Origin of the sequence: Halomonas sp. A40-4 (assembly GCF_015767635.1) — a bacterium.
In the GTDB taxonomy this organism is placed as follows: Bacteria; Pseudomonadota; Gammaproteobacteria; order Pseudomonadales; family Halomonadaceae; genus Vreelandella; species Vreelandella janggokensis.
On the sequence record NZ_CP065230.1, the window covers coordinates 3,758,627 to 3,784,028 of the forward strand.

The 25,402-nt window shown below is 55.4% G+C and carries 20 protein-coding genes, 1 tRNA gene and 1 pseudogene; 16 read left to right on the plus strand and 6 right to left on the minus strand.

The features are described from left to right. The first annotated feature begins 319 nt into the window (after nucleotides 1-319). Together IT895_RS17415 and IT895_RS17420 are read left to right on the plus strand one after the other, a co-directional pair. Nucleotides 320-1,147 (plus strand): transposase, encoded by an 828-nt coding sequence (locus IT895_RS17415; protein ID WP_159343425.1) that lies wholly within the window; start codon nucleotides 320-322, stop codon nucleotides 1,145-1,147. Nucleotides 1,148-1,409: 262 nt separating this feature from the next. After that, the gene (locus IT895_RS17420; protein WP_159343426.1) at nucleotides 1,410-1,694 is read left to right on the plus strand and encodes a hypothetical protein; all 285 of its coding nucleotides are present in this window, start codon (nucleotides 1,410-1,412) and stop codon (nucleotides 1,692-1,694) included. A gap of 288 nt (nucleotides 1,695-1,982) precedes the next feature. On the opposite strand, the pseudogene IT895_RS17425 reads toward IT895_RS17420, so the two are convergent. Beyond that, a pseudogene (locus IT895_RS17425) lies at nucleotides 1,983-2,322 on the minus strand (transposase); the annotation flags it as partial. 314 nt (nucleotides 2,323-2,636) lie between these two features. Between IT895_RS17425 and IT895_RS17430 the strand changes: the two are divergent. The 3 genes from IT895_RS17430 to IT895_RS17440 are packed head-to-tail and all read left to right on the plus strand — an operon-like array spanning nucleotide 2,637 to nucleotide 8,835. Further along, nucleotides 2,637-3,146 (plus strand): hypothetical protein, encoded by a 510-nt coding sequence (locus IT895_RS17430; RefSeq protein WP_199284182.1) that lies wholly within the window; start codon nucleotides 2,637-2,639, stop codon nucleotides 3,144-3,146. A 20-nt stretch (nucleotides 3,147-3,166) separates the two neighbouring features. After that, on the plus strand, nucleotides 3,167-5,551 hold the full coding sequence (locus IT895_RS17435) for a hypothetical protein (protein WP_199284183.1): 2,385 nt from the start codon (nucleotides 3,167-3,169) through the stop codon (nucleotides 5,549-5,551). After that, a complete protein-coding gene (locus IT895_RS17440) occupies nucleotides 5,548-8,835 on the plus strand; it encodes a site-specific integrase (protein ID WP_233337294.1) in 3,288 nt (1,095 codons plus the stop codon). Before IT895_RS17435 ends, IT895_RS17440 begins: the two co-directional genes overlap by 4 nt. A 531-nt stretch (nucleotides 8,836-9,366) precedes the next feature. Here the strand turns inward: IT895_RS17440 and IT895_RS17445 are convergent. From IT895_RS17445 to IT895_RS19455, 4 genes are read right to left on the minus strand one after another with little or no spacing between them, the layout of a single operon-like run. After that, nucleotides 9,367-9,651: a hypothetical protein gene (locus IT895_RS17445; RefSeq protein ID WP_199284185.1), complete on the minus strand. Its 285-nt coding sequence runs from the start codon at nucleotides 9,649-9,651 to the stop codon at nucleotides 9,367-9,369. After that, nucleotides 9,642-9,962, minus strand: coding sequence for a hypothetical protein (locus IT895_RS17450; RefSeq protein WP_199284186.1), 321 nt, complete (start codon nucleotides 9,960-9,962; stop codon nucleotides 9,642-9,644). The genes IT895_RS17445 and IT895_RS17450 overlap by 10 nt, the downstream gene beginning before the upstream one ends. A gap of 9 nt (nucleotides 9,963-9,971) precedes the next feature. Next, nucleotides 9,972-11,135 carry a tyrosine-type recombinase/integrase gene (locus tag IT895_RS17455; protein ID WP_233337295.1) on the minus strand — a complete coding sequence of 388 codons (1,164 nt, stop codon included), beginning with the start codon at nucleotides 11,133-11,135 and terminating at the stop codon, nucleotides 9,972-9,974. After that, nucleotides 11,128-11,364, minus strand: coding sequence for a hypothetical protein (locus IT895_RS19455; RefSeq protein ID WP_233337296.1), 237 nt, complete (start codon nucleotides 11,362-11,364; stop codon nucleotides 11,128-11,130). Before IT895_RS19455 ends, IT895_RS17455 begins: the two co-directional genes overlap by 8 nt. A gap of 136 nt (nucleotides 11,365-11,500) precedes the next feature. Here IT895_RS19455 and IT895_RS17460 point away from each other — a divergent pair, with 136 nt between their 5' ends. From IT895_RS17460 to IT895_RS17495, 8 genes are all read left to right on the plus strand, one after another. After that, complete coding sequence (locus IT895_RS17460; protein WP_233337297.1) at nucleotides 11,501-11,764, plus strand: helix-turn-helix domain-containing protein; 264 nt, start codon at nucleotides 11,501-11,503, stop codon at nucleotides 11,762-11,764. Between the two features lie 18 nt (nucleotides 11,765-11,782). Continuing rightward, a complete protein-coding gene (locus tag IT895_RS17465; RefSeq protein WP_199284188.1) occupies nucleotides 11,783-14,206 on the plus strand; it encodes a type I restriction-modification system subunit M in 2,424 nt (807 codons plus the stop codon). Next, nucleotides 14,199-15,455, plus strand: coding sequence for a restriction endonuclease subunit S (locus tag IT895_RS17470; protein WP_199284189.1), 1,257 nt, complete (start codon nucleotides 14,199-14,201; stop codon nucleotides 15,453-15,455). Before IT895_RS17465 ends, IT895_RS17470 begins: the two co-directional genes overlap by 8 nt. A 57-nt stretch (nucleotides 15,456-15,512) precedes the next feature. Then, nucleotides 15,513-15,794: a GmrSD restriction endonuclease domain-containing protein gene (locus IT895_RS17475; protein WP_233337298.1), complete on the plus strand. Its 282-nt coding sequence runs from the start codon at nucleotides 15,513-15,515 to the stop codon at nucleotides 15,792-15,794. Further along, on the plus strand, nucleotides 15,767-16,423 hold the full coding sequence (gene darT / locus IT895_RS17480) for a type II toxin-antitoxin system toxin DNA ADP-ribosyl transferase DarT (protein ID WP_199284190.1): 657 nt from the start codon (nucleotides 15,767-15,769) through the stop codon (nucleotides 16,421-16,423). The genes IT895_RS17475 and darT overlap by 28 nt, the downstream gene beginning before the upstream one ends. Then, nucleotides 16,420-17,514: a type II toxin-antitoxin system antitoxin DNA ADP-ribosyl glycohydrolase DarG gene (gene darG / locus IT895_RS17485; protein WP_199284191.1), complete on the plus strand. Its 1,095-nt coding sequence runs from the start codon at nucleotides 16,420-16,422 to the stop codon at nucleotides 17,512-17,514. The genes darT and darG overlap by 4 nt, the downstream gene beginning before the upstream one ends. 660 nt (nucleotides 17,515-18,174) lie before the next feature. Next, nucleotides 18,175-21,543, plus strand: a complete 3,369-nt coding sequence (locus IT895_RS17490; RefSeq protein ID WP_199284192.1) for a type I restriction endonuclease subunit R — start codon at nucleotides 18,175-18,177, stop codon at nucleotides 21,541-21,543. Beyond that, complete coding sequence (locus IT895_RS17495) at nucleotides 21,540-22,241, plus strand: M48 family metallopeptidase (RefSeq protein ID WP_199284193.1); 702 nt, start codon at nucleotides 21,540-21,542, stop codon at nucleotides 22,239-22,241. The genes IT895_RS17490 and IT895_RS17495 overlap by 4 nt, the downstream gene beginning before the upstream one ends. Nucleotides 22,242-22,402: 161 nt before the next feature. Here IT895_RS17495 and IT895_RS17500 read toward each other — a convergent pair. Beyond that, nucleotides 22,403-22,479 (minus strand) — tRNA-Arg (locus IT895_RS17500). Nucleotides 22,480-22,621: 142 nt separating this feature from the next. Here IT895_RS17500 and IT895_RS17505 point away from each other — a divergent pair. Genes IT895_RS17505 through IT895_RS17515 form a run of 3 tightly spaced genes read left to right on the plus strand, consistent with a single transcriptional unit; the run spans nucleotide 22,622 to nucleotide 25,395 of the window. Next, the gene (locus tag IT895_RS17505) at nucleotides 22,622-23,614 is read left to right on the plus strand and encodes a TRAP transporter substrate-binding protein (protein ID WP_199284194.1); all 993 of its coding nucleotides are present in this window, start codon (nucleotides 22,622-22,624) and stop codon (nucleotides 23,612-23,614) included. Further along, nucleotides 23,615-24,139, plus strand: a complete 525-nt coding sequence (locus IT895_RS17510; RefSeq protein WP_066320917.1) for a TRAP transporter small permease — start codon at nucleotides 23,615-23,617, stop codon at nucleotides 24,137-24,139. Further along, nucleotides 24,136-25,395 carry a TRAP transporter large permease gene (locus IT895_RS17515; RefSeq protein ID WP_199284195.1) on the plus strand — a complete coding sequence of 420 codons (1,260 nt, stop codon included), beginning with the start codon at nucleotides 24,136-24,138 and terminating at the stop codon, nucleotides 25,393-25,395. The genes IT895_RS17510 and IT895_RS17515 overlap by 4 nt, the downstream gene beginning before the upstream one ends. Nucleotides 25,396-25,402: the final 7 nt, after the last annotated feature.

Consider the following 25,402-nt stretch of genomic DNA (forward strand, 5'->3'; position numbering starts at 1 on the left):
TCTCCGACGCGGGAGTCAAACCTGCTAAAGTCGTATAAGGGATATCCTCATGCGGTCCTAGTGAGCGGCGATGCCGCATAAGAACCTGCCTGAGATTGAGAATTTAAGATTTTAATTCAGATAGATAGAAAGAACACCCAGTAGCCTTCATCATGTTGGATAAGTGGTTACCGAGGGCAGAACATGACACGCATATCGGCAAAAACTAGACTATCGTCTAGTTTATTAAGGAAACGCTGCACAAATCCGCCGGAGCTGCCTCGCAGCGGCCGGCAGGGTAGAATCTGACCATCCCGCCACCGTCTGACAGAGCCATCCGATGAAGCAGATCTCGTTCGCCCAGGCAGAGCACCAGAACAAGAAGAAGGTCACCCGTCGAGAGCGGTTCCTGGCCCAGATGGAGGCTTTGGTGCCTTGGCAACGGCTGATCGACGCGCTGTCGCCATCCTACTTCCCGAACGCGGCGGGCAAGCGGGGCCGACCGCCCATTGGCCTGGAGCGCATGCTGCGGATCTACTTCCTGCAACAGTGGTATGCGCTTGCTGACGAGGCGCTGGAGGATGCCATCTATGACAGCCAGGCGATGCGTGACTTCGTGGGAATCGATTTGGCCATCGAGAGCGTGCCGGATGCGACCACACTGCTGCGCTTCCGCCATCTGCTGGAAAAGCATGCCCTGACCCAGCGGATCTTCGAGGAGATCAATGCTCACCTGGCCGAAAAAGGATTGTTCATGCGCGAGGGCACCATCGTCGCCGATGTCACCATGGTGAGGCATCTGGTCAGAGAGGATGGTAAACGGATAGATGGCGACACAGGGTGTTTCGGCATGGGGAAATATCTAGTTGAAGAAAAGCAGAGTTCGGAGACGCGGTGCTTTGCCCCTGTCAGACGCAGCGCAATTAAGAAAATGGAAGACAGCTGGAAGAAAACGTTGATGCTGGCCTTCGAAAAGACCAAAACCAATATCTATGCCAAGGTCGAGCATCCGTTTCATGTCATTAAGAACCTGTTTGGCTATCGCAAGGTTTGCTATAAGGGGCTGACTAAGAAGAACCAAGCTCAGCTGTTCAGCCTATTTGCGTTGGCCAACCTGGTGTTGGCCGGACGATGCCAGAAACACGTTCATGGGGGTAGTGTGTCTTGAATCTGGCCAGGCAGCCGGAAAACACGGCTGCCCGGAAAAAATGCCACCGACAGTGGCTCAATAGTGATCGCGGGGACAACACTCAGGCGAACATTGTTCGCTGCAGTTGCCCGGGGATGAATTGATCAGCGTCCTCTCAGGTGATTCACCCAGGTATACGCTCAAAGAGCTGCTTCATCAGTGTGATCCTTCAGCGCCTGAGACTGTTGATAATATTGCCCGGTAGAATCTTAAAAAGTCGGTCGAGAAGAATGAGCTACTGTTGCAGACATTGTCGGTGCAAACAGGAGAAGCTCGAGAGGCTGCATATTGGGATAAGCGGGTCGTGATTGTGCGGATTCTTGAAGAGATACTCATTTGGCATATGTCTCCCACTCGTGAATTTTCTGCTAATATCTATATGAACGACATTATTAGAGGTGAAGACATGAATGATGCGTCTCAGTTCTGGATAGGTATATCGCCGATTTTATTTATCATGATCGCTACATTAATTGCTGGCGGTTATGCAGTGTATAATAATATTAAGCGTTTTAAGGATAAATGAAATAATTTATAGCTATTTAGTTAATACGTCAGTCGCGAGAGGTGTTCGCCTAATATGCCTGCTTGTTAATTGAGTATTTCATAACATTTACCTGGCGCGCATTATGCGTGAGACCATTTGCGAGCTTGAAGCCGCTGACTTGGCGGCACCTCTGGGGGGGGTCTACCAGTTAATAATTCTTATATTCCCCACAACTTCGATACCTTCCAGACGCATGGGTGCTTTATCGGTTTGGCCGCGGTGATCGTACTTTCTGATCAGACAATCTGCGCGGGGTGGCTACTGCTTCTCCAGCGGATGGCGAAAGCGAAGCAATGTGGTCACGTCGGGAACACTTTCGATGGCAAGGTCGATACCGATGAAGTCACGCATGGCCTGGCTGTCATAGATGGCATCTTCGAGCGCTTCGTCGGCCAGTCCGTACCATTGCTGCAGGGAAATAGGCCCGCACCATTCGCTCTAGACCGATTGGTGGCCGACCGCGCTTGCCCACCGATTTAGGAAAGTAAGACGGCGACAACGCCTCGATCAGACGCTGCAATGATATTAGGGTATCCATCTGTGCCAGGAGCCGCTCCCGGCGAGTGGCCTTCTTCTTGTTCTGATGCTCAGCCTGAGCAAACGAGACCTACTTCATCGAAAACTCTGTCGAACAATAGCTAACCAAATTATACCCTGCCGAGGGTACTAAGACAGCGGCGGCCGTATTTATGCAGCGTTTCCCTAACAACCGGCTTAAGCACTTATTTTAAGTGTAATATCAGTAATACGGATATTACACCTGCTCATTAACCTGCCCAACTTCTGCATGTATAAAAATCATACTGATTCTTTTAAAATCCAAATTTATTCGGTACATTTTGCATGTAAAAATAGCCTTGATTTTTACCAAAAACACAGTTAGGTTTAATAAGAAATGAAGCCAAAATACCTTAAAATTTGATGATAAATCTTCTAGGCTCAAAACTTGTTCCCGCGTCTCAGATAGAAATCTCTGAGCATATCACTCACGATATTTTAAAAACACTTATGCTACGCCCCCCTTTATTAAAAGACGCGCGAGATCTGACGGAGGAAGCCATTAAAGCAGCCATTCTTCTCTCACCACCTATTATCTATGAAAAGAAAAATGGCAGTAGAAGTAAAATATATGTATGCGTGGGGAATTTTCGATCACTCGAACTTGCCAGGCGTTTTCCTGCTTCTTTAAAAATCAGAGTCAATCTGATTGAGCCACCGCTACTAAGTGAATTAAATAGAGTTGTTCTCATGTTAAACATGAGTAGTGACTTAGCTTTAGCTTTAGACCCAGGCAAAGCAGGCGCATATTTTTCAGAGCTACGAGTTCATGCAATAAACGACTATCCAGAAACGTTGGCGTTAATCTCACCTAAATGTCGATTTAAAAAATCTTTTTTAGAAGCAATTGGCCTCAACCGAAGAAAACACTGATCTAAATAAGGGTATTTAAGGTGACACGAAGCGTATCTCTAACATTGCTTCTTGAAGAGGCGATACAGCCACGCGCTGACTATTTTTCGTTTTCACAGCTCTACCCCGCACTGATTGTCACACTTCAGCACCTTATTATCGTTGGAGATGACTGCTGGGATGTATCAGCGATCAAAAATTTGATCACAGGCATTGAGAATCAAAAAATTGAGTTTCAAATAAAGTCAGGTAAGGGCGAAAAAGGCATTTACGGCACTAACCCGATCCATGGCGCGCTCTATAAAATATCTAAGCATATCGACACTGAAGATCGGTTGAAGCTTCTCGGTCATATTATCAACGTGGCTTTTCAATGGCGAAAAGAGATAGAGGCGTTATCCGAACATCAATCGCTATCAGATCATGATATAAAACGCCTCAACATAGCCACCTATCAAAAAAACCTTGAAGCAGCATGTAAAGTTGCTCGACGTATGGATACCGATGGGTTGGCACAGCTTGCTCCATGGGATCAATCCACCCATACATTATTAAAATTTTGCCAATCGATTGCTGGAAAAAAGGTAGAAGGCAGTGAAACTTATATACAGCAGCTAGAACGTTTTTTTGCCTACGCTCTCAATGACAGGCAGCCACGAAAAAGAAACCACTCTAAGCAAGCGGATAACGATAATTATTTATTTCCCCAGCGTACTCGACCTATTGACGTAGACACTGATGAGCCATGGTTAGCCCTATCGAGTTCAGTAATCACTTCCCCGTCTCAAACAGCCGACTATAGCTCCGTACGTCAAGCGGGCCTCTCCGCGATTGAAGAGCGCTCATCGATTGAACTGATACAGAGCGACAAGCCATTAACGTTAGCAAAGGGTGATTCGTCGCTTCAATCTGTTTTTCGTGCACGATCCCAGCAACTGCATCTTGATAAATCAGCACAGCTTTTACCTGGTCGATGGGAGCAGCTCTCTGCATACGATTTAAATCATCTACAGGTTCAGCTAAATCGCACAGAACGAAACCGCACCTTCTTAACATGCATCCTTGGTTTAATGCTGATGACCGGCCGGAGTTTAGAAAATGTACTCGATGTGCATATTGCCAATAGCGTTGAACAGGTGCCTAAATCAGCACTGCATGAACAGTCAATCTACCTCTTATTAGAAACAAGCAGCTGGGTCACCGGCGTCATTAGGCCTCCGGATAGCCGCCAATTAAGTAGTCACTGGCGTCACGATATGCGTCCCACCCAGACGCGTATCGTTTTACCAATTCCACATTTTTTGCGCTCCCTACTTAGGCCAGCTATAAGGCACAAAGCGCTTCGGATAAAAAAACGCTCAGTTGCCTTATTTACCGATAAGGAAAGACAGGAATCCACGATCGAGCTTAAAAAACTGCTTGCCAACACTAATAAGCAAACAGGCTCCCGGCTGACGGTACACCGCCTGGGCATGCATCTCTTTAATACGCTGAACAGCGGTGATGCAGATCTAACGGCGGCCTGCTTGATCACCGCCCGGGTACCCTCTTTTGGCCAGCAGGCATCATTGTATTATTTCGCCCCCAACAATCACTACCTGAAAAAGCGTTACCTGGATGCCATGCGGATCATCCAGCAGCAGTGGCCAAAACCTAAAACCGAAAAGGGGCAAACAACCGCTGACTCAGAGCACACAGCAGTGGCTTCAGATTTACAACAACAAACAGCTCACTACGTAGGCTCTCAGCTAGTCCCCAAAGCATCGTATGTTGAAAAACTAGTAGTGCACATGCAACAGCAAATAACGTCAGCCGATCAAAGCGGCTCACTGTTTCAGCGCACGGTAAACGTTCATAACCGCTATACAGCCCATACCGTGGCAATGCTGATGTTCTGCACTGGTTATCGCAGCATTCGCGATCCCTTACCTAAATGGGATCAACTGTCGTTGTCACGCCGCATGATGGTCATCGCTGATAAAACCGATGATGCACAGAGCCACGCTCGCTTCTTGCCGCTACCAACGATAATGATGGATCAGCTCCAACATTACCTTCGTCATCGTGAAGCAATCGTGGGTCGTCTAAAGCTATATCTGCAGCAGCAATGGGACAGCCCTTTTCTATTTTTGGATACATACGGCCATCCAAAACAGGTCACACCTAAGCGACTTCAGGAACATTTGGACTGGCCTGGTTCACCTCCGCTGAATATCAACCGTCATTACTTACATACCCATCTTAAAGAAGTCGGCTGCTCCGCTGAATTAGTCGATGCATACATGGGCCACTGGGATGCGGGACAGGAGCCATGGGCAAAATACTCAACATTTTGTCCACATGAATATCGTGAGCACATTAGCTCAGCCATTGAATTAATGATGCAGCGCCAGGGGTGGAGAGCGATCGAGGGGGCCGTGCTATGAGTGAACAATCGATTTGGGCTGGCTGGAAATTATCGCCACCGATACAAGCGGGTGCTGATGGAGAAGCGTCGCGGCGCTATCAACGAGCACGCGACAAATTCAAAGAGCTATCTTCCGCGCTGGATCAGATAGAGTCACGTATACCGGGTGCCGCTACAGGGCAACTTGGATTGGACTTTCCTGAACGAGCTATCAGCGATGCGTTTGAGTCGCTTCACACGATCACAAGCCCACAAAAGCTACGCCAACAGCATAATTTTTTAGTGAAAGGATTGGAGCGTGGAGCGCGAGAACTGGATTGGAAAGTAAGTATTCCAAGCCCTATGGTCACGCTACCACGCAAATCGCCGCAAGTAACGACTGACTCTTTTAGTCAACTACACAGCTGGGATACCGCTGTAAACAGTCACGATCAATTATTGCCCCCCATCAGCCTTCATCAGGATGAATTAAAAACATGGCTGGCGGGGCGTTTTTTATTTCAGCTGGTTCGTGAAGGCGCGTTGCTCAATAAAGAGTGGTTAAAGCAGGTTCCTATAGCTATGGTTGATGGCATAGCATTTGAGAAGGACACTGCCTATTTAACACTGAAAAAAGAACATCATGCCGTTAAGAACAATAGTAGAAATAAAATCACACAGGCTTCAGTCGCATTTAATGACTTACCTGATAATAGCTTGGAATACGAACAGCAACACCAATACAGGCGTCTATTCTTGAGCCCTATAAGCCAGTTATTATTACTAAATTATCACCAGCAATGCGGCCGCAATTGGCCCGTGCCTGACAGCGCCATAGAATGCTTACTCTATTATACCCAACGCCTATCCAGAGAGCTAGCTAAAGTGAAGCTACCGGCGCTTCTTACCATTGCCAAGACGTCAGCATCACTAGAATTACTACCCTTATTTAACTACTACTCAAGCCAAGAAGACTCATCATTGTCGCTTCCACCAAGCGTATGGCACCGTTTTACCAATCGACAAGTAGTGTCTTTCAAACCTATTAAAACTGCTGAAGAGGATGAAACCCTGCATACCTTTAACGTATTTCCTGACCGTGACGGGGCATATCCAGACCAGTTGAAGCAACTGAGAAAGCTACAGGCATGTTTATCCGTTTCACTAGCAAAAAAAACAGGAAAAGCGAAAGTAATCGCTAACATTGGCTCATTACTGGCCAAAACCGAGCAAAACGGCGTCATGATTACACTGTTAGCAAACTGGTGTATAGCGTTGATCCGCAAAGGTGGGCGTGTCAAATCCAGACTAACCATCAGTACAATCTCCACTTATCTTTCGAATATCGCAAAACCACTCATCATTCACGAACACATGATGGGTGAATTAGAAGTTACCAGTGTCGGTGAATGGGAAAAGCTTTATGAAACTGTGCTAAATGCTTCTAAATCGTCAGCCAGCCGCATTAGAACGCAAAATCGTTTGCGTGATTTTCATCATTACCTCACCAGCGCCTATGCTATACCGCCCATTGAACTTGAAGCAGATCAGCAACAACAGCATCGCGTTGACGTGAACATTATTACGCCTGCAGAATATTGCCGAGCGATCGAGATGATTATTTCATCAGAGCAGGATCGACCATTCAAAATTATGCAGATACTGGCACTAATACTCGGTTATCGGTTAGGGCTTCGCCGAAGTGAATGCGCTTCACTGCTAATACACGACATTGCTTATCTAACTGATCAAACTGGCATATCAGGGGAAGTCATCGTACGTGCGAACTCATTTCACAGTGGCAAAAGCTATTCAGCTACACGACGTCTACCACTATGGCTATTGATGCCAGAAGAACGGGAATTCTTGATTGATTGGGTACAAGAGCGCCGCAACCAAGCCATGACGCGTACCGCCGACAAGCAGCTATTGTTTTGCCGGGATGGAGAAGGCTCCTCATTGTTAGAAGACAGCATGCTTTTTCGACCGATTCAAATTGCCCTCAAAACCGTTAGCGGTGATAAGAGCCTTCGTTATCACCATCTACGCCACAGTTTCATCAGTTTCACGTTGCTACGTCTACTAGAGAGCAAGCCAAATGCACTATTGGAAAGCACGTGGTCAACGGATGATAACGGCCATATAGCTATGCCCAATGAGGATGTCGATCTGTCTAAGTTAGCAGGACTCCCTCCCCAACACCGTCCCTCTCGTAAGCGCTTATGGCTGCTTGCACTGTGGGCAGGACATGCCAGTCCGGATGAAACACTGAGTTCATATAGCCACTTGCTAGACTGGGCCCTTGGAAAACTACTTAGCCAACGATTTGATGTGCCTCTAACGACACATCAACAACTTGTATTACTTAAAATACCCTCTAAAACAGCGCTTACCAGTTGGCGAAATCGGCGCGGGCTTCAAAACCCTACCCGCGCCAGTGACTTATTGAAGCACCTACAAAATCAATGGTGTGAGTTTAATATCTCCCCTCTTATCAAGGCACCGTATAAGCCTTACCATGCTCCTATCCAGAACCCACTGGACACCATACTTAAAAAAAGCAGCAATTTCCCTGCAGTCACGGTGATATATCAATGCTTGCGGCTAATCGAACAGCTAGAGCATCACGGTATGACCTTGGAAGAAGCCATTGCACAATCTGCAAAACGTTTCTTTCTCAATCCTGAAGATCTTAGCCGCTGGCAAAAATGTGGCAAGTACCTAATGTCAACAAAAACTTTTCGAAACAATCCAGTATTTAGCCGCTATAAAGACATTGAACAAAGAGATCACAACGCATCTCGGAGTATCTATATGCCTGAGCTGAATAGCTGCATGGCTCCACCCTTAAAGCCGAACGTCTTACGAGAAGCAGGAAAGTTTTTTCACATACTAACGGAGTGGTGTCCACAGCACGTAGTAGCTGCTGAAGCAGGTACACAATATTTTTTTTACTCTATGCAGCGAAGCACGGGGCATATCACTCTTCCGCATGCGGAAGCTATAAATGCAGTACTGGGACTTCTTCGGCCATTGCGCTGTATGAAGCACACTTACCTCCTTGTTGAAATCAAAGAAGGAAGCAAAAAAAAATCAATAAAAAAATATTGGTCTGACGCTACTGGCATTCCTCACAAACGCATTGACCTTGTACCCACTTCCTCCCCCTCTGGCCGCACAAGGTACTGGTACGGAAATGCCCATCTAAAAATCACGCGAGGTCATTACTCAGATAATCAACAGCCTCTATGGGAGGCATTTCGGTTTGCCGTATTTATGACGATGTTAGTATATGGCTTTAATGTTGGTTCTAACGACCTGTAAGGCAGCAACACCTCCACTAACTAGGTAAAATAGGGTGGGAGAAGTTTTATGATATAGCACAAGAACTAGCCACTAAGGGGGGAGCACAACCAGTAATAAAACACAGTTTTTGACTGGCGAAGTTAGCCCAACGCACTGTTACTTGAAGCTGCTGGCCCATGCTAAGTTCTGTCTGAAAAGTCGGTTTAGCAAAAAGCACAACAGCAAATATCAGTTATGTTGAAATATTGATATGTGCACGTCAAAACCCTAAAACCAGCAAACTATACTTTAAAATTATCATAATGTTAAGCGTACCTAAGTTATATTGCAAAACACCGGCCTTTAATGCTACGCACTTTGAACAGCATAGTATCCTTTGTCGAATATACGTCTAATCTTTACATTTGCCTTGAGAAGCAGTTTGCTGCTCATCATTTATAGAAAGCCAACATGATATAAACACCGCAGCATATAACCCATTACCCCCACCGCCCTTGTTAAAAGGGGTGGGGGTAAACTGACGGGTGGGAAATGTGGACTACTCTACTTTTAATCGACCAACACCACATAACGAGTGATGAAGCACAGTTTTTGACTGGCGAAGTTAGCCCAACGCACTGTCACCTTGAGCCGCTGGCCCATTTTAGGAGCCCCTTCTTTTGTTACATGACGGTCGGTTAGAAAGGCGCTTAAATTTCCTTTAGTGCCGATAAAGTACAGCGACCAGACTTCATGCTGCATCAACCGCTCCGGCCCTTCGACGCCGGCGACATATAACTCCCCTTCAAACTGACGGTCTGCCTTTTGAGTGACCGTTTGCGATGTTACTGCCATGCTTGATCCTCCCAGGCCCATAAGGTGCGCTCTAGCTCTGCAAGCAAACGTGGAATGGCTTGGCGATTGGCATCAAGCCCTAGCTGTTTAAGCGTGCGGCCTACCCAAGTTGCTAACGCATCTAGGTTAGTGCGCTCTTGCCCATCCCCCAGCCACACCACCAAAGCACAGCCAGGCGCTAAGCTGGTGGCGGCAGCAAGCGCTTCTGCCAAGCGGCGTTCAAGGCGTTGTTGAGATTGCAGTGCTGCCATCACGTGCAGGGTATCTTCGATGTTGTCACGGCGCTTCGTTGGCGTATCGATCGGTTTCATCGTTTTCTCCTAGGCACGTTTCTGGTTCAGCATGCGCTCAAACGCAGAGCCGTCTTGACGCGTTAAATTAGGCACAAAGCGTGAGTACACACGGAACAGCATTTCCGTGGTGGTATGGCCCATCTGACGGGCAATCCATTCAGGACTCTCGCCTGCCGCCAGCCAGAGCGTGGCGGCAGTGTGGCGAGTTTGATAAGGACGGCGCTTACGCAGCCCTAGCTCCTCCAACAAGGGATACCACACCCGTTTCGTTACATTAACGTGAGATACAGCAGTGCCCTTACGAGTGGTAAATACCAGTCCTGTTTTACCCGTTACCTCAAACTGCGCCTTCAGCGCATCAAAGACGGGTTGTGACATGTCGATAGAGCGGAAGGAGCCATCGGTTTTCGTCGGCACTATCTGGCCACGCACCAGTGCTTGGTGGACTAAAATCTGGCGACGGCCAAAATCCACGTTCTCCCAAACCAAGCCGTCGATCTCGCCAGTACGCATACCGGTGAAGAAACGCACGGTGTAGTACTGACGAAAGTCTTCGCGCACGCGCTGTATGATCTGCTGCACTTCCTCAAGCGTAAACGGCTCCACATCAGTGCGTGGCACATTGAGCGATTTAATCCCGCGGTACGGTGAGCTAAACTCATAGCGGTCGGCGGCTTCATTCAACATCATGCGCAATGGCGTCATGATGTGGTTAATGCGACTGGCGGAAAGCTTCTTGCCGCTCCGGGTATTAACTTTGGCGAGTGAGGCCCGGAACTCAAGAATTTCTGCACGAGTGATGCTGCCGACTTCCTTATGCCCTAACGCGGGCAAGATATGGCGATCTAAACAACCCTGCACGGTGACAATTTGTGATTCACGCCATTCGATCTCTTTCTCTGCAAACCACGTTTCGGCGAACTGGCGTAGCAACGGCGTGGCGTGATAACCCCCAACCGCCGTTAATGCACGCTTGCTTAACTCCTTGGCGCGAGGGCTATCTGGAAAGTAGCGGCCATAATCAAACGACCCCAGCGTAATCTCCGCCTCGATCTTCTCCAGAATCCGCTCTAATTTCTTACGGTTAGCTGCTGTGTTATCCAGCGTTGTTTGCTCACGGCAACGTTTTCCCAAATAGCGAAAGTCAAAATACAGTTTGCCTGTTTCTTTACGCGCTGCAACTTTACCCATGGCATACACCTCCACGCGCCATTGGCACACCCATGCTCTCCTCTTTTGAGTGCAGCTGCATATCGCGCTCAATCGGTTCCCACAGGTACAAAATCTTGCGGCCGCCAAACGGGCGAATGTAATGAATGCCCTCCAGCAGCACGTCATCTTTTAAGCGCTCACGGATAGTGCGCGCGTCGTACTTAATGCGCTCTGCAAGCTCGCCTGTTGTTAAGTAGTGAATAGGCATCTTACGTACTCCCTAGTGGCCATATGTAGCTTACACGCTACATAATAAGCGCCAAAATGATGCTGTCAAGCTCATTTTGTAGCGTCTGCTCAACATAAGATGCGAAAAAACATAATACTTGATAGGATGCAGCCAATTGAAAAAGGCCATTTCCATGATTCGATTTCGCTTAAAAGAGCTACTTGCTGAGAAAGGTTTTCAGGAGAATCGGCGAGTTACGCTTGATGAAGTGTCACAGGCCACAGGCATCCACCGCACGACACTATCCAAAATTGCCAATCAACGCGGTTACAACACCGGAACAGAAAACGTTGACCGGCTATGTGAATATTTTGGATGCCAAGTTGAGGATGTCATCGAGCATGTCCCTACATCAGCTAAGCCTGATTCTTCTGATTAACATATCCAAGGAAGCTGTATGATCCTCACCCTCAACCAACTGGAACGGCACCTCTTCAAGGCCGCTGACATCCTGCGCGGGCGCATGGACGCCTCGGAGTTCAAGGAATACATCTTCGGCATGCTCTTCCTGAAGCGCTGTTCGGACGTCTTCGAGCAGCGCCAGGAGGAGGTCCGCGCCCAGCTCAAGGAGGCCGGAGCGGGCGAGATCGATATCGTCCATCAGGTCGAGTTCCCCGACTGGTATCGCGCCACCTTCTACGTGCCGCCGCAGTCGCGCTGGTCGCACCTGCTGAAGGAGGCCCACCAGGGCGTCGGCAGCGCGCTCAACAAGGCGCTGGCCGGCCTGGAGGAGCACAACCCCAGCCTGGCCGGGGTGCTGGAGCATATCGACTTCACCCGCAAGGTGGGCTCCACCACCCTGCCGGACAAGAAGCTCCGGGATCTAATCGTCCACTTCAGCGAGTACCGGCTGCGCAACGAGGACTTCGAGTTCCCCGACCTGCTTGGCGCCGCCTACGAATACCTGATTCGCGATTTCGCTGACTCCGCAGGCAAGAAAGGTGGCGAGTTCTATACGCCCCGCCCGGTGGTCCGCATGATGGTGCGGCTGATGGACCCTCAGGAGGACCACAGCGTCTACGACCCCTGTATGGGGTCGGGGGGTATGCTGATCCTCTCCAAGGAGTACCTGGAGGAACAGGGCGGCGATCCGCGCCGGCTCAACCTCTTCGGCCAGGAAACCTCCGGCTCGGTGTGGGCCATCGCCAAGATGAACATGCTGCTGCACGGCGTCAGCTCCGCCGACCTGCGCAACGACGACACCCTCACCGACCCGCAGCACGTCGAGGGCGGCGAGCTGGTGCGCTTCGATCGCATCCTCACCAACCCGCCCTTCTCCATCGGCTACACGCCGAGCCAGAACTTCACCGAGCGCTTCCACTACGGCAGCGTGCCGGAGGGGGCCAAGAAGGCCGACCTGATGTTCCTGCAGCATATGGTCGCCTGCCTCAAGTCCGACGGCCGCCTGGCCACCGTCATGCCCCACGGCGTGCTGTTCCGCGGCGGCGACGAGAAGCGCATCCGCGCCGGCATGCTCGAGGACGACCTGGTGGAGGCCGTGATCGGTCTGGCCCCCAACCTCTTCTACGGCACCGGCATCCCGGCGAGCATCCTGGTGCTGCGCGCCAAGGGCGCCAAGCCCGATGAACGCAAGGGCAAGGTGCTGTTCATCAACGCCGACCGCGAATACCACGAGGGCCGCGCCCAGAACTACCTGCTGCCGGAACATCTCGAGAAGATCGCCAGCACCTATGAGGCCTTCGCCAACGAGCCCGGTTTCTCCCGGGTGGTGCCGCTTATGGAGCTGCGCGACAACGACTACAACCTCAACATCCGCCGCTACGCCGACAACACCCCGCCGCCGGAGCCCCAGGACGTGCGCGCCCACCTCAAGGGCGGCGTGCCGGTGGCCGAGATCGACGCCAAACGCCCACTCTTCGAGGCCCAGGGCCTCGACCCCATGGCGCTCTTTATCCACAGGGCGAATGACCCCGACTATGTGGACTTCGCCGAGCCCCTGACCGAGAAGCGCGACCTCAAGCCCACCATCGAGGCCGACGCAGGCCTCACCACCAAGGAGGCCAGCGTGATGGCCGCCTTCGAGGCCTGGTGGGCCGAGCATGGCGCCAGCATCACCGGCCTGACCGGCAACGGCAGCCGCCTCACCCAACTGCGCGACGAGCTGCTGGGCAGCTTCACTGCGGTGCTGGAGCCCACGGCCATGCTCGACCGCTTCGCGGTGCGCGGCATCATCGCGGGCTTCTGGTTCGACAACAAGAACGAGTTCCGTACCCTGCAGGCCCGCGGCTGCCTGGGCGTGGTGGACGCCTGGCGCACCAGCATCGTGAGCCTCCTGGAGGATGAGCAGAGCAAGGCCAATCCCCTCGACCACCGCCTGGTCCACTTCCTGCTGGAGGAGTACGTGGCCGAGCTCGAGGAACTCGCCGCCCGCAAGGCGGAGCTGGACGCCCAGATCAAGGCCGCCGAGGCCAAGCCCGAGAGCGACGACGGCGACGAATCGGAAGCCAGCGACGGCGAGGATGATGACGCCCCGACGCCGGAGCAGATCAAGGCCTGGAAGAGCCAGCGCACCCAGGTACGCAAGCAGCACAAGACCAAGGTAAATAGCTTCGAGGAGCACCTCAACGCCGCCGTGGACGCTCTCGACGAGCCCGCCGCCGCCGAGCTGGTCGGCACCATCCTGCATAACGACCTGAAGGGCATCCTCGAGCGCTATATCCGCCAGCAGCGCCAGCAGGTGATCGCCGCCTTCGAGACCTGGTGGGACAAGTACCGGGTAACGCTGGCCGATATCGAGGCCGAGCGGGATGCCGCCGCCAGGGAGCTGCAGCAGTACCTGGAGGGGCTGGGATATGTCTGATCACGCTCTGCCAGGCTGGAGCCGTGTCAATCTCACCGACCTGGCCGCATACATCAATGGCTACGCTTTCAAGCCCGAGGACTGGTCTGAGCATGGGCTCCCCATTGTTCGAATTGCACAGATTACTGGCTCAAGTGCCGACTGCGACTATTATCAGGGTCGCCTGAGCGAAGATTTCAAAATCGACAACGGCGACATCATTTTTTCCTGGAGTGGCACCCTTTGCGTGGTGCAGTGGAATGGAGGCCCAGCCTGGCTTAACCAGCACCTTTTCAAGGTCAAGCCGTCAGAAGGGGTAAGCCACCGACTCCTATATCATGTTCTTTCTCATGCTGTTGCGGAGATGGACAAAAGTGCTCATGGAAGCACCATGAAGCACATCAAAAGAAGTGAGCTGAAGCGCTATGAGCTTCTTTTTCCGAACAGCAGAAAGGAACAGGAAAAAATCGGCAGGGTTCTCAACACCCTCGACACCCAGATCCAGAAGACCGAGGCGCTGATCGCCAAGCTGGAGAAGGTCAAGGAGGGCCTGCTCCACGACCTTCTGACCCGCGGCATCGATGAGAGCGGTCGGCTCCGCCCCAGCCCCGAGCAGGCGCCGGAGCTCTACAAGGAGTCGCCGCTGGGGTTGATTCCGCGAGAGTGGGAGGTGGTGGGATTTCTAGACGCTGTTGAACTTCCATCGGGCCAAATCAGCCCGCTAATAGAGCCTTATGCTAGTCTGCCGCTAATAGCCCCTGACCATATTGAAGCAGGCGTCTCTAGGCTGATTAGGGTAGAAACGGCTCGTGATCAAGGCGCGATCAGCGGGAAGTATATCGTTCGTCCAGGTGATGTCGTATATAGCAAGATACGCCCCTATTTAAGAAAAGCATGGCTTGCCGATATTGACTCGATATGCAGTGCTGACATGTATCCTCTAAGGCCGAAGCTTTTGACGTCAGCGATACTGCTCAGGATTGTGATGAGTGAAAGCTTCTCCACCTATGCTAACGCTGCCTCCATGAGGACTGGGATTCCGAAAATAAACCGAGATGAGCTTTCCGGATATACATTCGCCTTGCCCACCATTCAAGAGCAAGTGCGCATGGAGAATATATTCCAAGGCATTGAGAGAAAAGCTGATAAAGAAAGGGAGGCATTGAGCAAGCTTGTCTTTGAAAAAATTGGCCTGATGGACGACCTCCTTACTGGCCGAGTCCGCGTCACCCCGCTGCTCGACCAGGCCCAGGCCACCACCCCGGCATAGACCGGGGCTCTTACAACAACACCACAGCATCAGGATCACATCGCACAGGGAACCGCCATGACCACCTTCGACAGCACCAAACGCTCGCTGCCCGAGCTGCTCAAGGACATCACCACCGGCAAGATCCAGCTCCCCGACTTCCAGCGCGGCTGGGTGTGGGACGACGACCACGTGCAGAGCCTGCTGGTCAGCATCGCCCGCTCCTTCCCGGTGGGCGCGGTAATGCTGATGGAGACCGGCGGTGAGGTGCGCTTCGAGACCCGCCCGGTGGAGGGCATCGACCCGGACAGTGTGACCAAGGAGCCGGACCAGTGGCGACCGACCTCTCTCGCAGCCTGAACTCTCGGAAGGCGCTGATCTTCAGGATCACGCATCGTGACAACCTGCCGTGGCTACTGGCGCATGGCCTCTATTGCCGTTCAGCAGCGGAGCAAGACCCTGGCTTTGTCACCATTGGGAATCGCGACCTGATAGGGCGCCGGGCAACACGAGACGTCCCGACCCCTCCGGGTGGCACTCTCAGCGACTATATCCCCTTCTACTTCACGCCAGCTTCGCCCATGTTGCTCAACATCGTGACCGGCCGCGGCGTGCCCATTCAGCGCAAGGAAGACATCCTGGTGCTGGTCTGCTCACTGCCACGCTTGCAGGAGATAGGTTCGGCCTTTGTCTTCACCGACCGCCACGCCTACCTGCCCATGGCCCGCTTTAGCAGCCAGCTGGTGAATCTGGAAGAGTTTGTGCCATGGCCGCTGCTGCAGGCCCAGGACTTCAGTCGGGACAGGGAGGACCCGGAGAAGACCGAGCGTTATCAGGCCGAGGCTCTGGCTCATCATCATCTGCCGGCCTCTGCACTGCTTGGCATTGGCACGTATACTGACGAGGTGCGAGTCGCCGTCAGAGCACAGGTAGCGGCACACCAGCTTTCGCTGAAGGTGGTTACACGACCCAACTGGTTCTTCCAATGATTGAGTATACCCGTGGCAATCTCCTCGAGGCCGATGTCGAGGCACTAGTCAACACCGTCAACACCGTCGGCGTGATGGGCAAGGGCATTGCCCTGATGTTCAAGGAGGCGTTCCCCGAGAACTTCGCCGCCTACGAAGCCGCCTGCAAGCATCAGCAGGTGGTGACCGGCCGCATGTTCGTCACCGAGCGGGATGCCCTGTTGGGGCCGCGCTGGATCATCAACTTCCCGACCAAGCAGCATTGGCGCGCCAAGACGCGAGTGGAATGGATCGAGTCCGGTCTGGAAGATCTCAAGCAGGTAATCCGCGAAAAGGGCATTCGCTCCATCGCTTTGCCACCGCTGGGCTGCGGCAACGGGGGGCTCGATTGGGCCATGGTGCGCCCGCGAATCGAGGCCGCCTTAGCCGAGCTGGATAACGTCCGGGTGCTGGTTTTCGAGCCCACCGTCGAGTATCAAAACGTCGCCAAGCGTAGCGGCGTGGAGAGGCTTACCCCCGCACGCGCCATGATTGCCGAACTGGTGCGCCGCTATTGGGTGTTAGGCATCGAGTGCTCACTGCTGGAGGTCCAGAAACTAGCCTGGCTGATGGAGCAGCGCATCATTGCTCACGGCCTTGAGAACCCACTCAAGCTCGAATTTCAGCCTCATCGATACGGTCCCTACTCCGACAGGCTGCGCCATCTGCTCAATGGCCTGGACGGCAGCTACCTGCATAGCGAGAGACGCATTAACGATGCCACTCCTGAGGAAGTCGTGTGGTTCGATGAATCGCGACGGGATCGGTTGCATGTCTACCTGCGCAGCGCCGAAGCACGCCCCTACGTCGGTGTAGTTGAAGAAGTCGATGCACTGATCGACGGCTTCCAGTCACCGCTGGGAATGGAGGTGTTGGCGACGCTGGACTGGCTCATCAGCCAGGAGTATGTCGAACCGACCGTCGAAGCCATCAAGGAGGGCCTGCGATATTGGCCCGATGACATTGCCGGTCAGCGCAAGCTGCGGCTGTTCTCGGATCGCCTCATTGCGCTGGCATTGGAGCGGCTGAGAGAAGGGTCACCGACAACGCAAGCAATATCCACCGCTCTATAAGCAGAGGCCTTCTTTCCGTTGTCTCTGCTCAAGACCCGGCTTTGCGCATGACTGGAGATAGCAAATGTTGCCCACACGTATCGAACGTGCACGCCTTTATGAACTGGTATGGTCGCGTCCCATGAGCCACTTGGCGAAGGAGTATGGCCTTCCGAGCCAGAAACTGAAGGAGGTGTGCGACAAGGCAGGAATACCCACTCCCGCACCGGGTCATTGGCAGCGTATCGCTGCTGCTAAAAAAGTATCTCAGCCACCTCTACCTGATGCGCCCCCAGAGAACAGTTGACAACAATCGATGGCAGCGTTTCCTCGAGCTGGCAGACGCATGGCAGCAACACGAACAGGCTCGCCATTTTCTGGCAGCCCTGACACGGCTCGAGATAAATAGGGATACAAGCGTTGGTGATATGACTTTGGCGGAATGGCTAACTTGGGCTGAGAGTCGCTTGGTAGAAGGCAACCCGCTGAATCACGGTGTTGAAGCCCTTTTCGCGGATATCGAGAAAATCACCAGCTACACCTCCTTTAAAAAACCTATCTACTAATGAAGTGGGCACACCCACTCCGTATCATGCGGACAGGATCGTTCACGCTATGTGAATATAAGCCTTTGGCCTGTCACAGGCCTGCTAGCTCAATAAAAAGTAAGGATGCCGTGATATGGCGGGACCTGAGTACGCAGAGGTCGAGAAACCCTTTATCGACCAGCTTGTCAGTCAGGGCTGGGAGTTCCTGGCCGGGTCGGTGGACAATCCCACCGTAACCCACCGCGAGAGCTTTGCCCAGGTGGTGATGGAGCCTCTGCTGCGCCAGCGACTGCGCGATATTAACCTGCGCGACGGCAAGCCATGGCTGGATGAAGCACGCCTGGACCAGGCGGTGGCGGCCATCACCCGGCTGCCGGCCAGCAGGGTGCTCGAGGCCAACCAGCAGGCCACCGAGCTGCTGGTGAATGGCCTGCCCGTCGAGGGGGTCGAGGGCTGGGACGGCGGCCGCGGGCAGGTGCTGCGCTACATCGACTGGGAGAAGCCCACCAACAACGTCTTCACGGTGGTCAACCAGTTCAAGGTGAAGTGCCCGCCCGGCCACGATGGCGCCAAGGGCCACGTGATCCCGGACCTGGTGCTGTTCGTCAACGGCATCCCGCTGGTGGTGGTGGAGTGCAAGAGCCGCAGCTTGCCGGAGGGGATCAGCCAGGCGGTAGACCAGCTGCGCCGCTACCACGACCAGCGCTTCCTGGAGGGCGAGGCCGGCGAGCACGAGGGGGCACCTGCGCTGTTCGCCACTAGCCAGCTCCTGGTGGCCAGCAACTTCGATGAGGCCCGCGTCGGCACCATCGGCGCCCGCTTCGCTCACTACCTGAGCTGGAAGACGGTGGCGCCGATGCGCGAGGCGGAGGTGGCCATCGATCTCGGCGTGGCGGACCTCTCCGCCCAGCAGCGCTTGATCGCCGGCATGCTCACCCGGGCCAACCTGCTCGACATCGTGCGCCACTACACCCTGTTCATGAACGTCGGCGGCCAGACCATCAAGCTGGTGTGCCGCTACCAGCAGTTCCGCGGCGTCACCCGTGCCGTGGAGCGCCTGAAGAGCGGCAAGACCCGCCGTCAGGACGGCGAGGCCGACCGCCGTGGCGGCATCGTCTGGCACACTCAGGGCAGCGGCAAGAGCCTCTCCATGGTCTTCTTGGTGCGTAAGCTGCGCACCGACCCGACGCTGCGCCGCTTCAAGGTGGTGGTGATCACCGACCGAAAGGACCTCCAGGCCCAGCTTTCCACCACCGCCGAGCTCACCGGCGAGAGCGTCGAGAAGGCTGGCAACACCGCCCAGCTTAAGAAGCTGCTGAGCCGCGACGACCCCGGCCTGGTGTTCGGCACCATCCAGAAATACCGCGACCCGGACGCCGAGGCGGAAGAGGGGCAGGGCGACGAGGAGGCTGGCGCCAGCGGCGGGTTGGACAGCGGCCGCCGCGATGCCGCCGAGCCAACTCCCTATGCCAACGGAACGCCCAAGAAGCCGACACTGAGCGAGCCCTTCGAGGTGCTCAACACCAGTGAGGAGATCCTGATCCTGGTGGACGAGGCCCACCGCACCCAGGCCGGTGACCTCCACGCCAACATGATGCGCGCCCTGCCCAACGCCGCCCGCATCGGCTTCACCGGCACGCCGATCATCATGGGCGACAAGAAGCGCACCCACGACATCTTTGGCGAGTACATCGACCGCTACACCATCAAGGAGGCGGAGCAGGACGGCGCCACGGTGCCGATCCTCTACGAGGGGCGCACCGCCAAGGGGGCGATCAAGGACGGTGCCAGCCTCGACGGCCTGTTCGAGGACCTGTTCCGCGACCACAGCAAGGAGGAGCTGGAGGCGATCAAGAAGAAGTACGCCACCAAGGGGCAGATCTTCGAGGCGCCGCAGCTGATCCAGGAGAAGGCCCAAGACATCCTGCGCCACTACGTCACCCACATCCTCCCCAACGGCTACAAGGCCCAGCTGGTGGCCTACAGCCGCCGCGCGGCCCTGCGCTACTTCGAGGCTCTGGAGGCGACCCGCATCGAGCTGCTCGAGGAGGCGCTGGCGCTCTCCCCCGAGGACAAGGCCCTGGACGACACTCAGCTGCTGACCCGCCCGCCCCGGGTCAAGGCGGCAGTCCAGGCCTGGCGCTATCGCAAGGTGCTGGGCGAGCTGGAGTTCGCCGTGGTGTTCAGCAGTGGCAACAATGACGATCCCAGCTGGGCCAAGTGGAGCGACCGTGGCGCGGTGGAGAGCCACATCAAGCGCTTCAAGAAGCCTCTGCCGCCGCTGGATGGTACGCCTTCCAAGGACCCCGCCAAGCACGACCCGCTGGCCTTCCTGATCGTCAAAAGCATGCTGCTCACCGGCTTCGATGCCCCCATCGAGGGGGTGATGTACCTGGACCGCTCCCTACGCGAGGCGGAGCTGCTGCAGGCCATCGCCCGGGTCAACCGCACCGGCCACGGCAAGCGCCACGGCATTGTGGTGGACTACTTTGGCGTGGCTAACCACCTCAAGGAGGCGCTGGCCGCCTACAGCGAGGAGGACATCGAGGGCGCCCTGCAGAGCCTCAAGGACGAGATCCCGCTGCTGCGCGACCGCCACCTGCGGGTGGTCGATGTGCTGCGCGGCCAGGGGGTGGATGACCTCAACGACACCGAGGAGGCGGTGCAGGCGCTCGCCGACGAACGGGTGCGCGCCGAGTTCGTGGTCAAGCTCAAGGAGTTCAACCGCGGCCTGGACGACGTGCTGCCGCGCCCTGAGGGGCTGGAGTTCGTCAACGATGCCAAGCGGCTGGCCTACATCCATGCCCTGGCCCGCAACCGCTACAAGGACACCCCGGAGCTCGGCCGCGATATCGGCAACAAGGTGCGCAAGCTGATCGACGACTACGTGATCTCGCTGGGCATCGACCCGCGCATCCCGCCGGTGCAGCTCACCGACGCCGAGTTCGACGAGCACCTCGGCCGCCAAGTGGGCGACCGGGCCAAGGCCTCAGAGATGGAGCACGCGGTACGCTCCCACGTCCGCAAGCACCTGGACGAGGACCCGGTGAAGTATGGCCGGCTCAGCGAGCGCCTGGAGGAGCTGCTGGAGCAGCTAGATGGTCAGTGGGCCGCGCAGGTGAAGGCGCTCAAGACGCTGATTCAGCAGCTTCGTGATGGCGCCCGTGTGGGGGGCGAGGAGATCCCCGAGATGCCGGCCCACGCCGAACCCTTCTGGCGGGAGCTGGTGGCCAGCAGCGGCCTTTCCGTGGAGGAGCTGGACGAGGCCAGCGCCCAGAAGCTGCTAGAGGCCACCGAGGAGCTGGTCGGATTGATACAGCAGGAAATCGCCATCCCCGACTTCTGGAAGCCCTCCCACATCCCGGATCAGGAGGCGCTGCGCCAACATATCTTTTCCAGGCTGATGATCAAGCGGCTCGTGCCCTTCGACCAGGCCAGCGAGGTGGCTCAGCGGCTGCTCGATCTCGCCCGCAGCAATCACGACAAGCTGGTGAACGCATGACCCAACTTGCCGTTGATGACCTGACCCTGGAGGTGCGCGAGAGCTCGCGCCGCAAGACGCTTGAGATCACCGTGGACCGCGACGGCGAGCTGGTCATCGCCGCGCCTCGCGGCACCGACGAGCGGCTCCTGCGCGACTTCGTGCTCGAGAAGCGGCTGTGGATCTACCAGAAGCTGGCCGAGAAGGCCGAGCGCCGCCGCCGGCTGCCGCGCAAGGAGTACGTCAACGGCGAGGGCTTCCTCTACCTGGGGCGCAGCTACCGGCTCAAGCGCGTGACCCAGGAGGAGCAGGACGCCCCGCTCAAGCTCGTCGCCGGGCGCTTCCAGCTGCGTGAGGACGCCCTGGAAGACGCCCGGGAGCACTTCGTTCGCTGGTACAGCGCTCGCGCCAGCGACTGGCTCACCGCAAGAGTGAAGCAGCACGCCCGGCGAATGGACGTCGAGCCCGCCGGCGTGAAAGTTCAGGACCTAGGCTACCGCTGGGGCTCCTGCGGCAAGGGCAACCGGATCTACTTCCACTGGAAGACCATCCTGCTGCCCCGCCACATCGCCGAGTACGTGGTCGTCCATGAGCTCGTTCACCTGCACGAGCCCCACCACACCCCCGCCTTCTGGCGCCGTCTGGAACGGGCCATGCCGGACTATGAGCAACGCAAGGCGTGGCTCGCCCAGCATGGAATAGAAGCGGAGGGAGTTTAACACTTTGACATGTGACCAGCATGTGACTCATAGCAGCCAACGGTCATCGAGAAGCAAGCCAGATGAGAAGGTAGTTTTAAAATTGTGGCCACGATGTGGTCACAGGATGGTCACACACAAAACAAAAGGGCCTACGCGTTAACGTAAGCCCTTGATATGTTTGGCGCGCCCGGTAGGAATTGAACCTACGACCTTCGGCTTCGGAGGCCGATACTCTATCCAACTGAGCTACGGGCGCTTAGGGGGCGTATCCTACCCGTGCGGGCGGGCTGTGTCCAGCCGCGGGAGCGCTTAGCGGCTTAAGTCAATTGACCCTTTTCAGTTCCTTGGTGCATCCTTAACGGGCATCTCTGAACCTCAAGAACCGGGAACACAATAAAATGAAAACATTTGTACGTAGCACGCTGGCACTGGGCATCTCACTGGCGCTGGTGGGAGCCGCTAATGCCTCCGTTGACGATATGGACCCCGTTACCCTGCGCTTGGCGCATGTGGTGAACGAGCAGGATGGCTTCCATATCGCCGCCACCAAGTTTGAAGAGCTTGTTGAAGAACGCACCGACGGCAAGGTGGATATCGAGATCTACCCCAACGCCTCGCTGGGCGATGAGCGTACGCTGCTGGAAGGCATGCAGATCGGCACCGTGGATATGGGCGTGATCACCAACGGGCCGGTGGCCAACTTTGTCGAGGAAATGGCGGTGTTTGAGCTGCCGTTCCTGTTTCCCTCACCCGAAGCCGCCTACGAAGTCCTCGATGGCCCCATCGGTCAGGAGCTGCTGGACAAGCTCTCCGAAGTCAACCTGAAAGGCCTGGCCTACGCCGAACGTGGTTTCCGTAACCTGACCAATAGCGAACGCCCGGTCAACGCGCCGGAAGATATCGATGGTCTGCGCATTCGCGTGATGGAAAACCCGGTGTACACCGATACGTTCCGCGCCCTTGGGGCCAACGCCATTCCCATGGCCTGGACCGAAGCCCTGACGGCCATGCAGCAGGGCACCATCGACGGTCAGGAAAACCCGGTCAACGTGATCCACTCGTTTAACCTGGACGAAACCCAGAACTACATGACCCTATCCCGGCACACCTACGCCCCGGCGATTTTTGTCATGGGGTCTTCCGTGTGGAGCCAGCTCCCCGAAGACGCGCAGGTGATCCTGGAGGAAGCCGCTCAGGAAGCGGCCGAGCATGAACGCCAGGTCAATGCCGAGATGGAAGCCGAACAGCTCGCCGAGCTGCGCGAGGCAGGCATGGAAATCAATGACTCGCCGGATATCGAGGCCTTCCAAAAGGCTGTGCAGCCGGTTTACGACGAATACGCCGAGCAGTTTGGTGACTATTTACCGCGCATTCGGGAGGCATTGGAATAAGTGACCCAACGCGCCCGCGCGCTGATCGCGGGGCTGCGCCGTGTTGAGCACGGGCTGGATGCCATCATCCAGCCCGTGGTGTTTATGGCCATGGCGGCCCTGATTGGCGTTATCACACTACAAATCATTTCCCGCGTGCTGTTCACCGCCGTGGAGTGGACCGAAGAAGTCGCCCGTTTTCTGCTGGTCTGGCTGACGTTTCTTGCCGGCACCCTGGCGTTCCAGCGCGGCCGACATATCGCGGTCACCTTTGCCGTCGATGCCCTGCCCGCTCGGCTGCGCCAATTGGCGCGGTTGCTGGCCACATTGGTGGTCGTGGCGTTTCTGATTGCCCTGGCGGTGATTAGCGTGGAATACATGCAGGTACAGAGCTTCCAGAAGTCGGCGGCGCTGCGCGTGTCGATGTCTTATGTCTACGCCGTGGTGCCCTTCTGCGCCGCCGTGATGGCCTGGTACGCCCTGGTGGATGCCGTTGAACTGGTCGTCACCGGCGATACCCACGAGCCAAGGGAGACACCGTCATGACGATGCTCCTGTTCGGGCTGTTTTTTGCCTTGATGCTGCTCAACGTGCCCATCGCCTTTGCGATTGGCGCCAGCACGCTGTTTGCGCTTTATCAGGCGGGCGTGCCGCTGATGGTGGTGCCCCAGCAGATGTTCCAGGGGATTAACTCCTTCGCCCTGGTGGCGATCCCGATGTTTATTCTGGCCGGGGATTTAATGGCCCAGGGTAAGGTAAGCGAAAAGCTGGTGAGCTTTGCCGATTCATTGGTGGGCTTTATGCGCGGCGGGCTGTCGCTCGTCTCGATCATGGCAGGGATGTTCTTTGCCGCCATTTCCGGCTCGGGAGCAGCCACCACCGCCGCCGTGGGTTCGAGCCTGGTGCCGGAGCTCAAGCGCAAGGGTTACGACCCCGCCTCCGCCGCCAGCTTGATCGCCGCCAGCGGCACCATCGGCGTGGTGATTCCACCGTCGGTGCCGATGATCATCTACGCGGTCATCGCCCAGCAGTCGGTCTCCAAGCTGTTCTTGAACGGCTTTTTGCCGGGCCTGGCGATGGGCCTGGGGCTGATGGCAATCGCCATTACCCAGGCTTATCGGCGGCAGTACCCCAAGGGCACACCGCTGTCTTTGCCTGTGATTCTGCGCACCTTCAAAGACGCCAGTTGGGGACTGATGACGCCGGTGATTATCCTTGGCGGCATCTTCTCGGGCATCTTCACGCCGTCTGAGGCGGCGGTGGTAGCGGTCAACTACGCCATTATGGTGTCGTTGTTTGTGTATCGCGATTTAACGATCCCCAATGTGTACCAACTGCTGATTCGCTCGGCGATGACCACCTCGGTGATCATGCTGGTGATTGCCATGTCGGCGGTGCTCAGCTGGACGCTGTCCAGTTGGCAGGTACCTGGGGCTATTGCCCAGTCGGTGCTGTCGCTGTCCACCGACCCGTACGTGATCATGCTGTTGATCGTCGCGGTCATTCTGCTCACCGGGGTGTTTATCGAGACCGCCAGCGCGTTGATCATTCTGACCCCCGTGCTGCTGCCGCTTGCGCTGCAGTTGGGCATCGACCCGATCCACTTTGGCCTGATTATCGTGGTGGGGCTGTCCATCGGCATGATTACCCCGCCGGTGGCCATCAACCTCTATGTGGCCTCCTCGGTGACGCAACTGCCGCTGGAGCGCATCACCCAGGCTATCGTGCCATATCTACTGGGGTTGATCGGCGTACTGCTATTGGTGGTTTACGTGCCGATGTGGCTTGGCTGGTCGGGCTGAGTTGATA

Excerpts from the sequence above, each read along its gene's own strand:
- IT895_RS17415 (WP_159343425.1), top strand. The coding sequence starts at position 320 with ATGAAGCAGATCTCGTTCGCCCAGGCAGAGCACCAGAACAAGAAGAAG.
- IT895_RS17430 (WP_199284182.1), top strand. The coding sequence starts at position 2,637 with ATGATAAATCTTCTAGGCTCAAAACTTGTTCCCGCGTCTCAGATAGAA.
- IT895_RS17440 (WP_233337294.1), top strand. The coding sequence starts at position 5,548 with ATGAGTGAACAATCGATTTGGGCTGGCTGGAAATTATCGCCACCGATA.
- IT895_RS17445 (WP_199284185.1), bottom strand. The coding sequence starts at position 9,651 with ATGGCAGTAACATCGCAAACGGTCACTCAAAAGGCAGACCGTCAGTTT.
- IT895_RS17450 (WP_199284186.1), bottom strand. The coding sequence starts at position 9,962 with ATGAAACCGATCGATACGCCAACGAAGCGCCGTGACAACATCGAAGAT.
- IT895_RS17455 (WP_233337295.1), bottom strand. The coding sequence starts at position 11,135 with ATGGGTAAAGTTGCAGCGCGTAAAGAAACAGGCAAACTGTATTTTGAC.
- IT895_RS19455 (WP_233337296.1), bottom strand. The coding sequence starts at position 11,364 with ATGCCTATTCACTACTTAACAACAGGCGAGCTTGCAGAGCGCATTAAG.
- IT895_RS17465 (WP_199284188.1), top strand. The coding sequence starts at position 11,783 with ATGATCCTCACCCTCAACCAACTGGAACGGCACCTCTTCAAGGCCGCT.
- IT895_RS17470 (WP_199284189.1), top strand. The coding sequence starts at position 14,199 with ATGTCTGATCACGCTCTGCCAGGCTGGAGCCGTGTCAATCTCACCGAC.
- IT895_RS17475 (WP_233337298.1), top strand. The coding sequence starts at position 15,513 with ATGACCACCTTCGACAGCACCAAACGCTCGCTGCCCGAGCTGCTCAAG.
- darG (WP_199284191.1), top strand. The coding sequence starts at position 16,420 with ATGATTGAGTATACCCGTGGCAATCTCCTCGAGGCCGATGTCGAGGCA.
- IT895_RS17490 (WP_199284192.1), top strand. The coding sequence starts at position 18,175 with ATGGCGGGACCTGAGTACGCAGAGGTCGAGAAACCCTTTATCGACCAG.
- IT895_RS17495 (WP_199284193.1), top strand. The coding sequence starts at position 21,540 with ATGACCCAACTTGCCGTTGATGACCTGACCCTGGAGGTGCGCGAGAGC.
- IT895_RS17505 (WP_199284194.1), top strand. The coding sequence starts at position 22,622 with ATGAAAACATTTGTACGTAGCACGCTGGCACTGGGCATCTCACTGGCG.
- IT895_RS17515 (WP_199284195.1), top strand. The coding sequence starts at position 24,136 with ATGACGATGCTCCTGTTCGGGCTGTTTTTTGCCTTGATGCTGCTCAAC.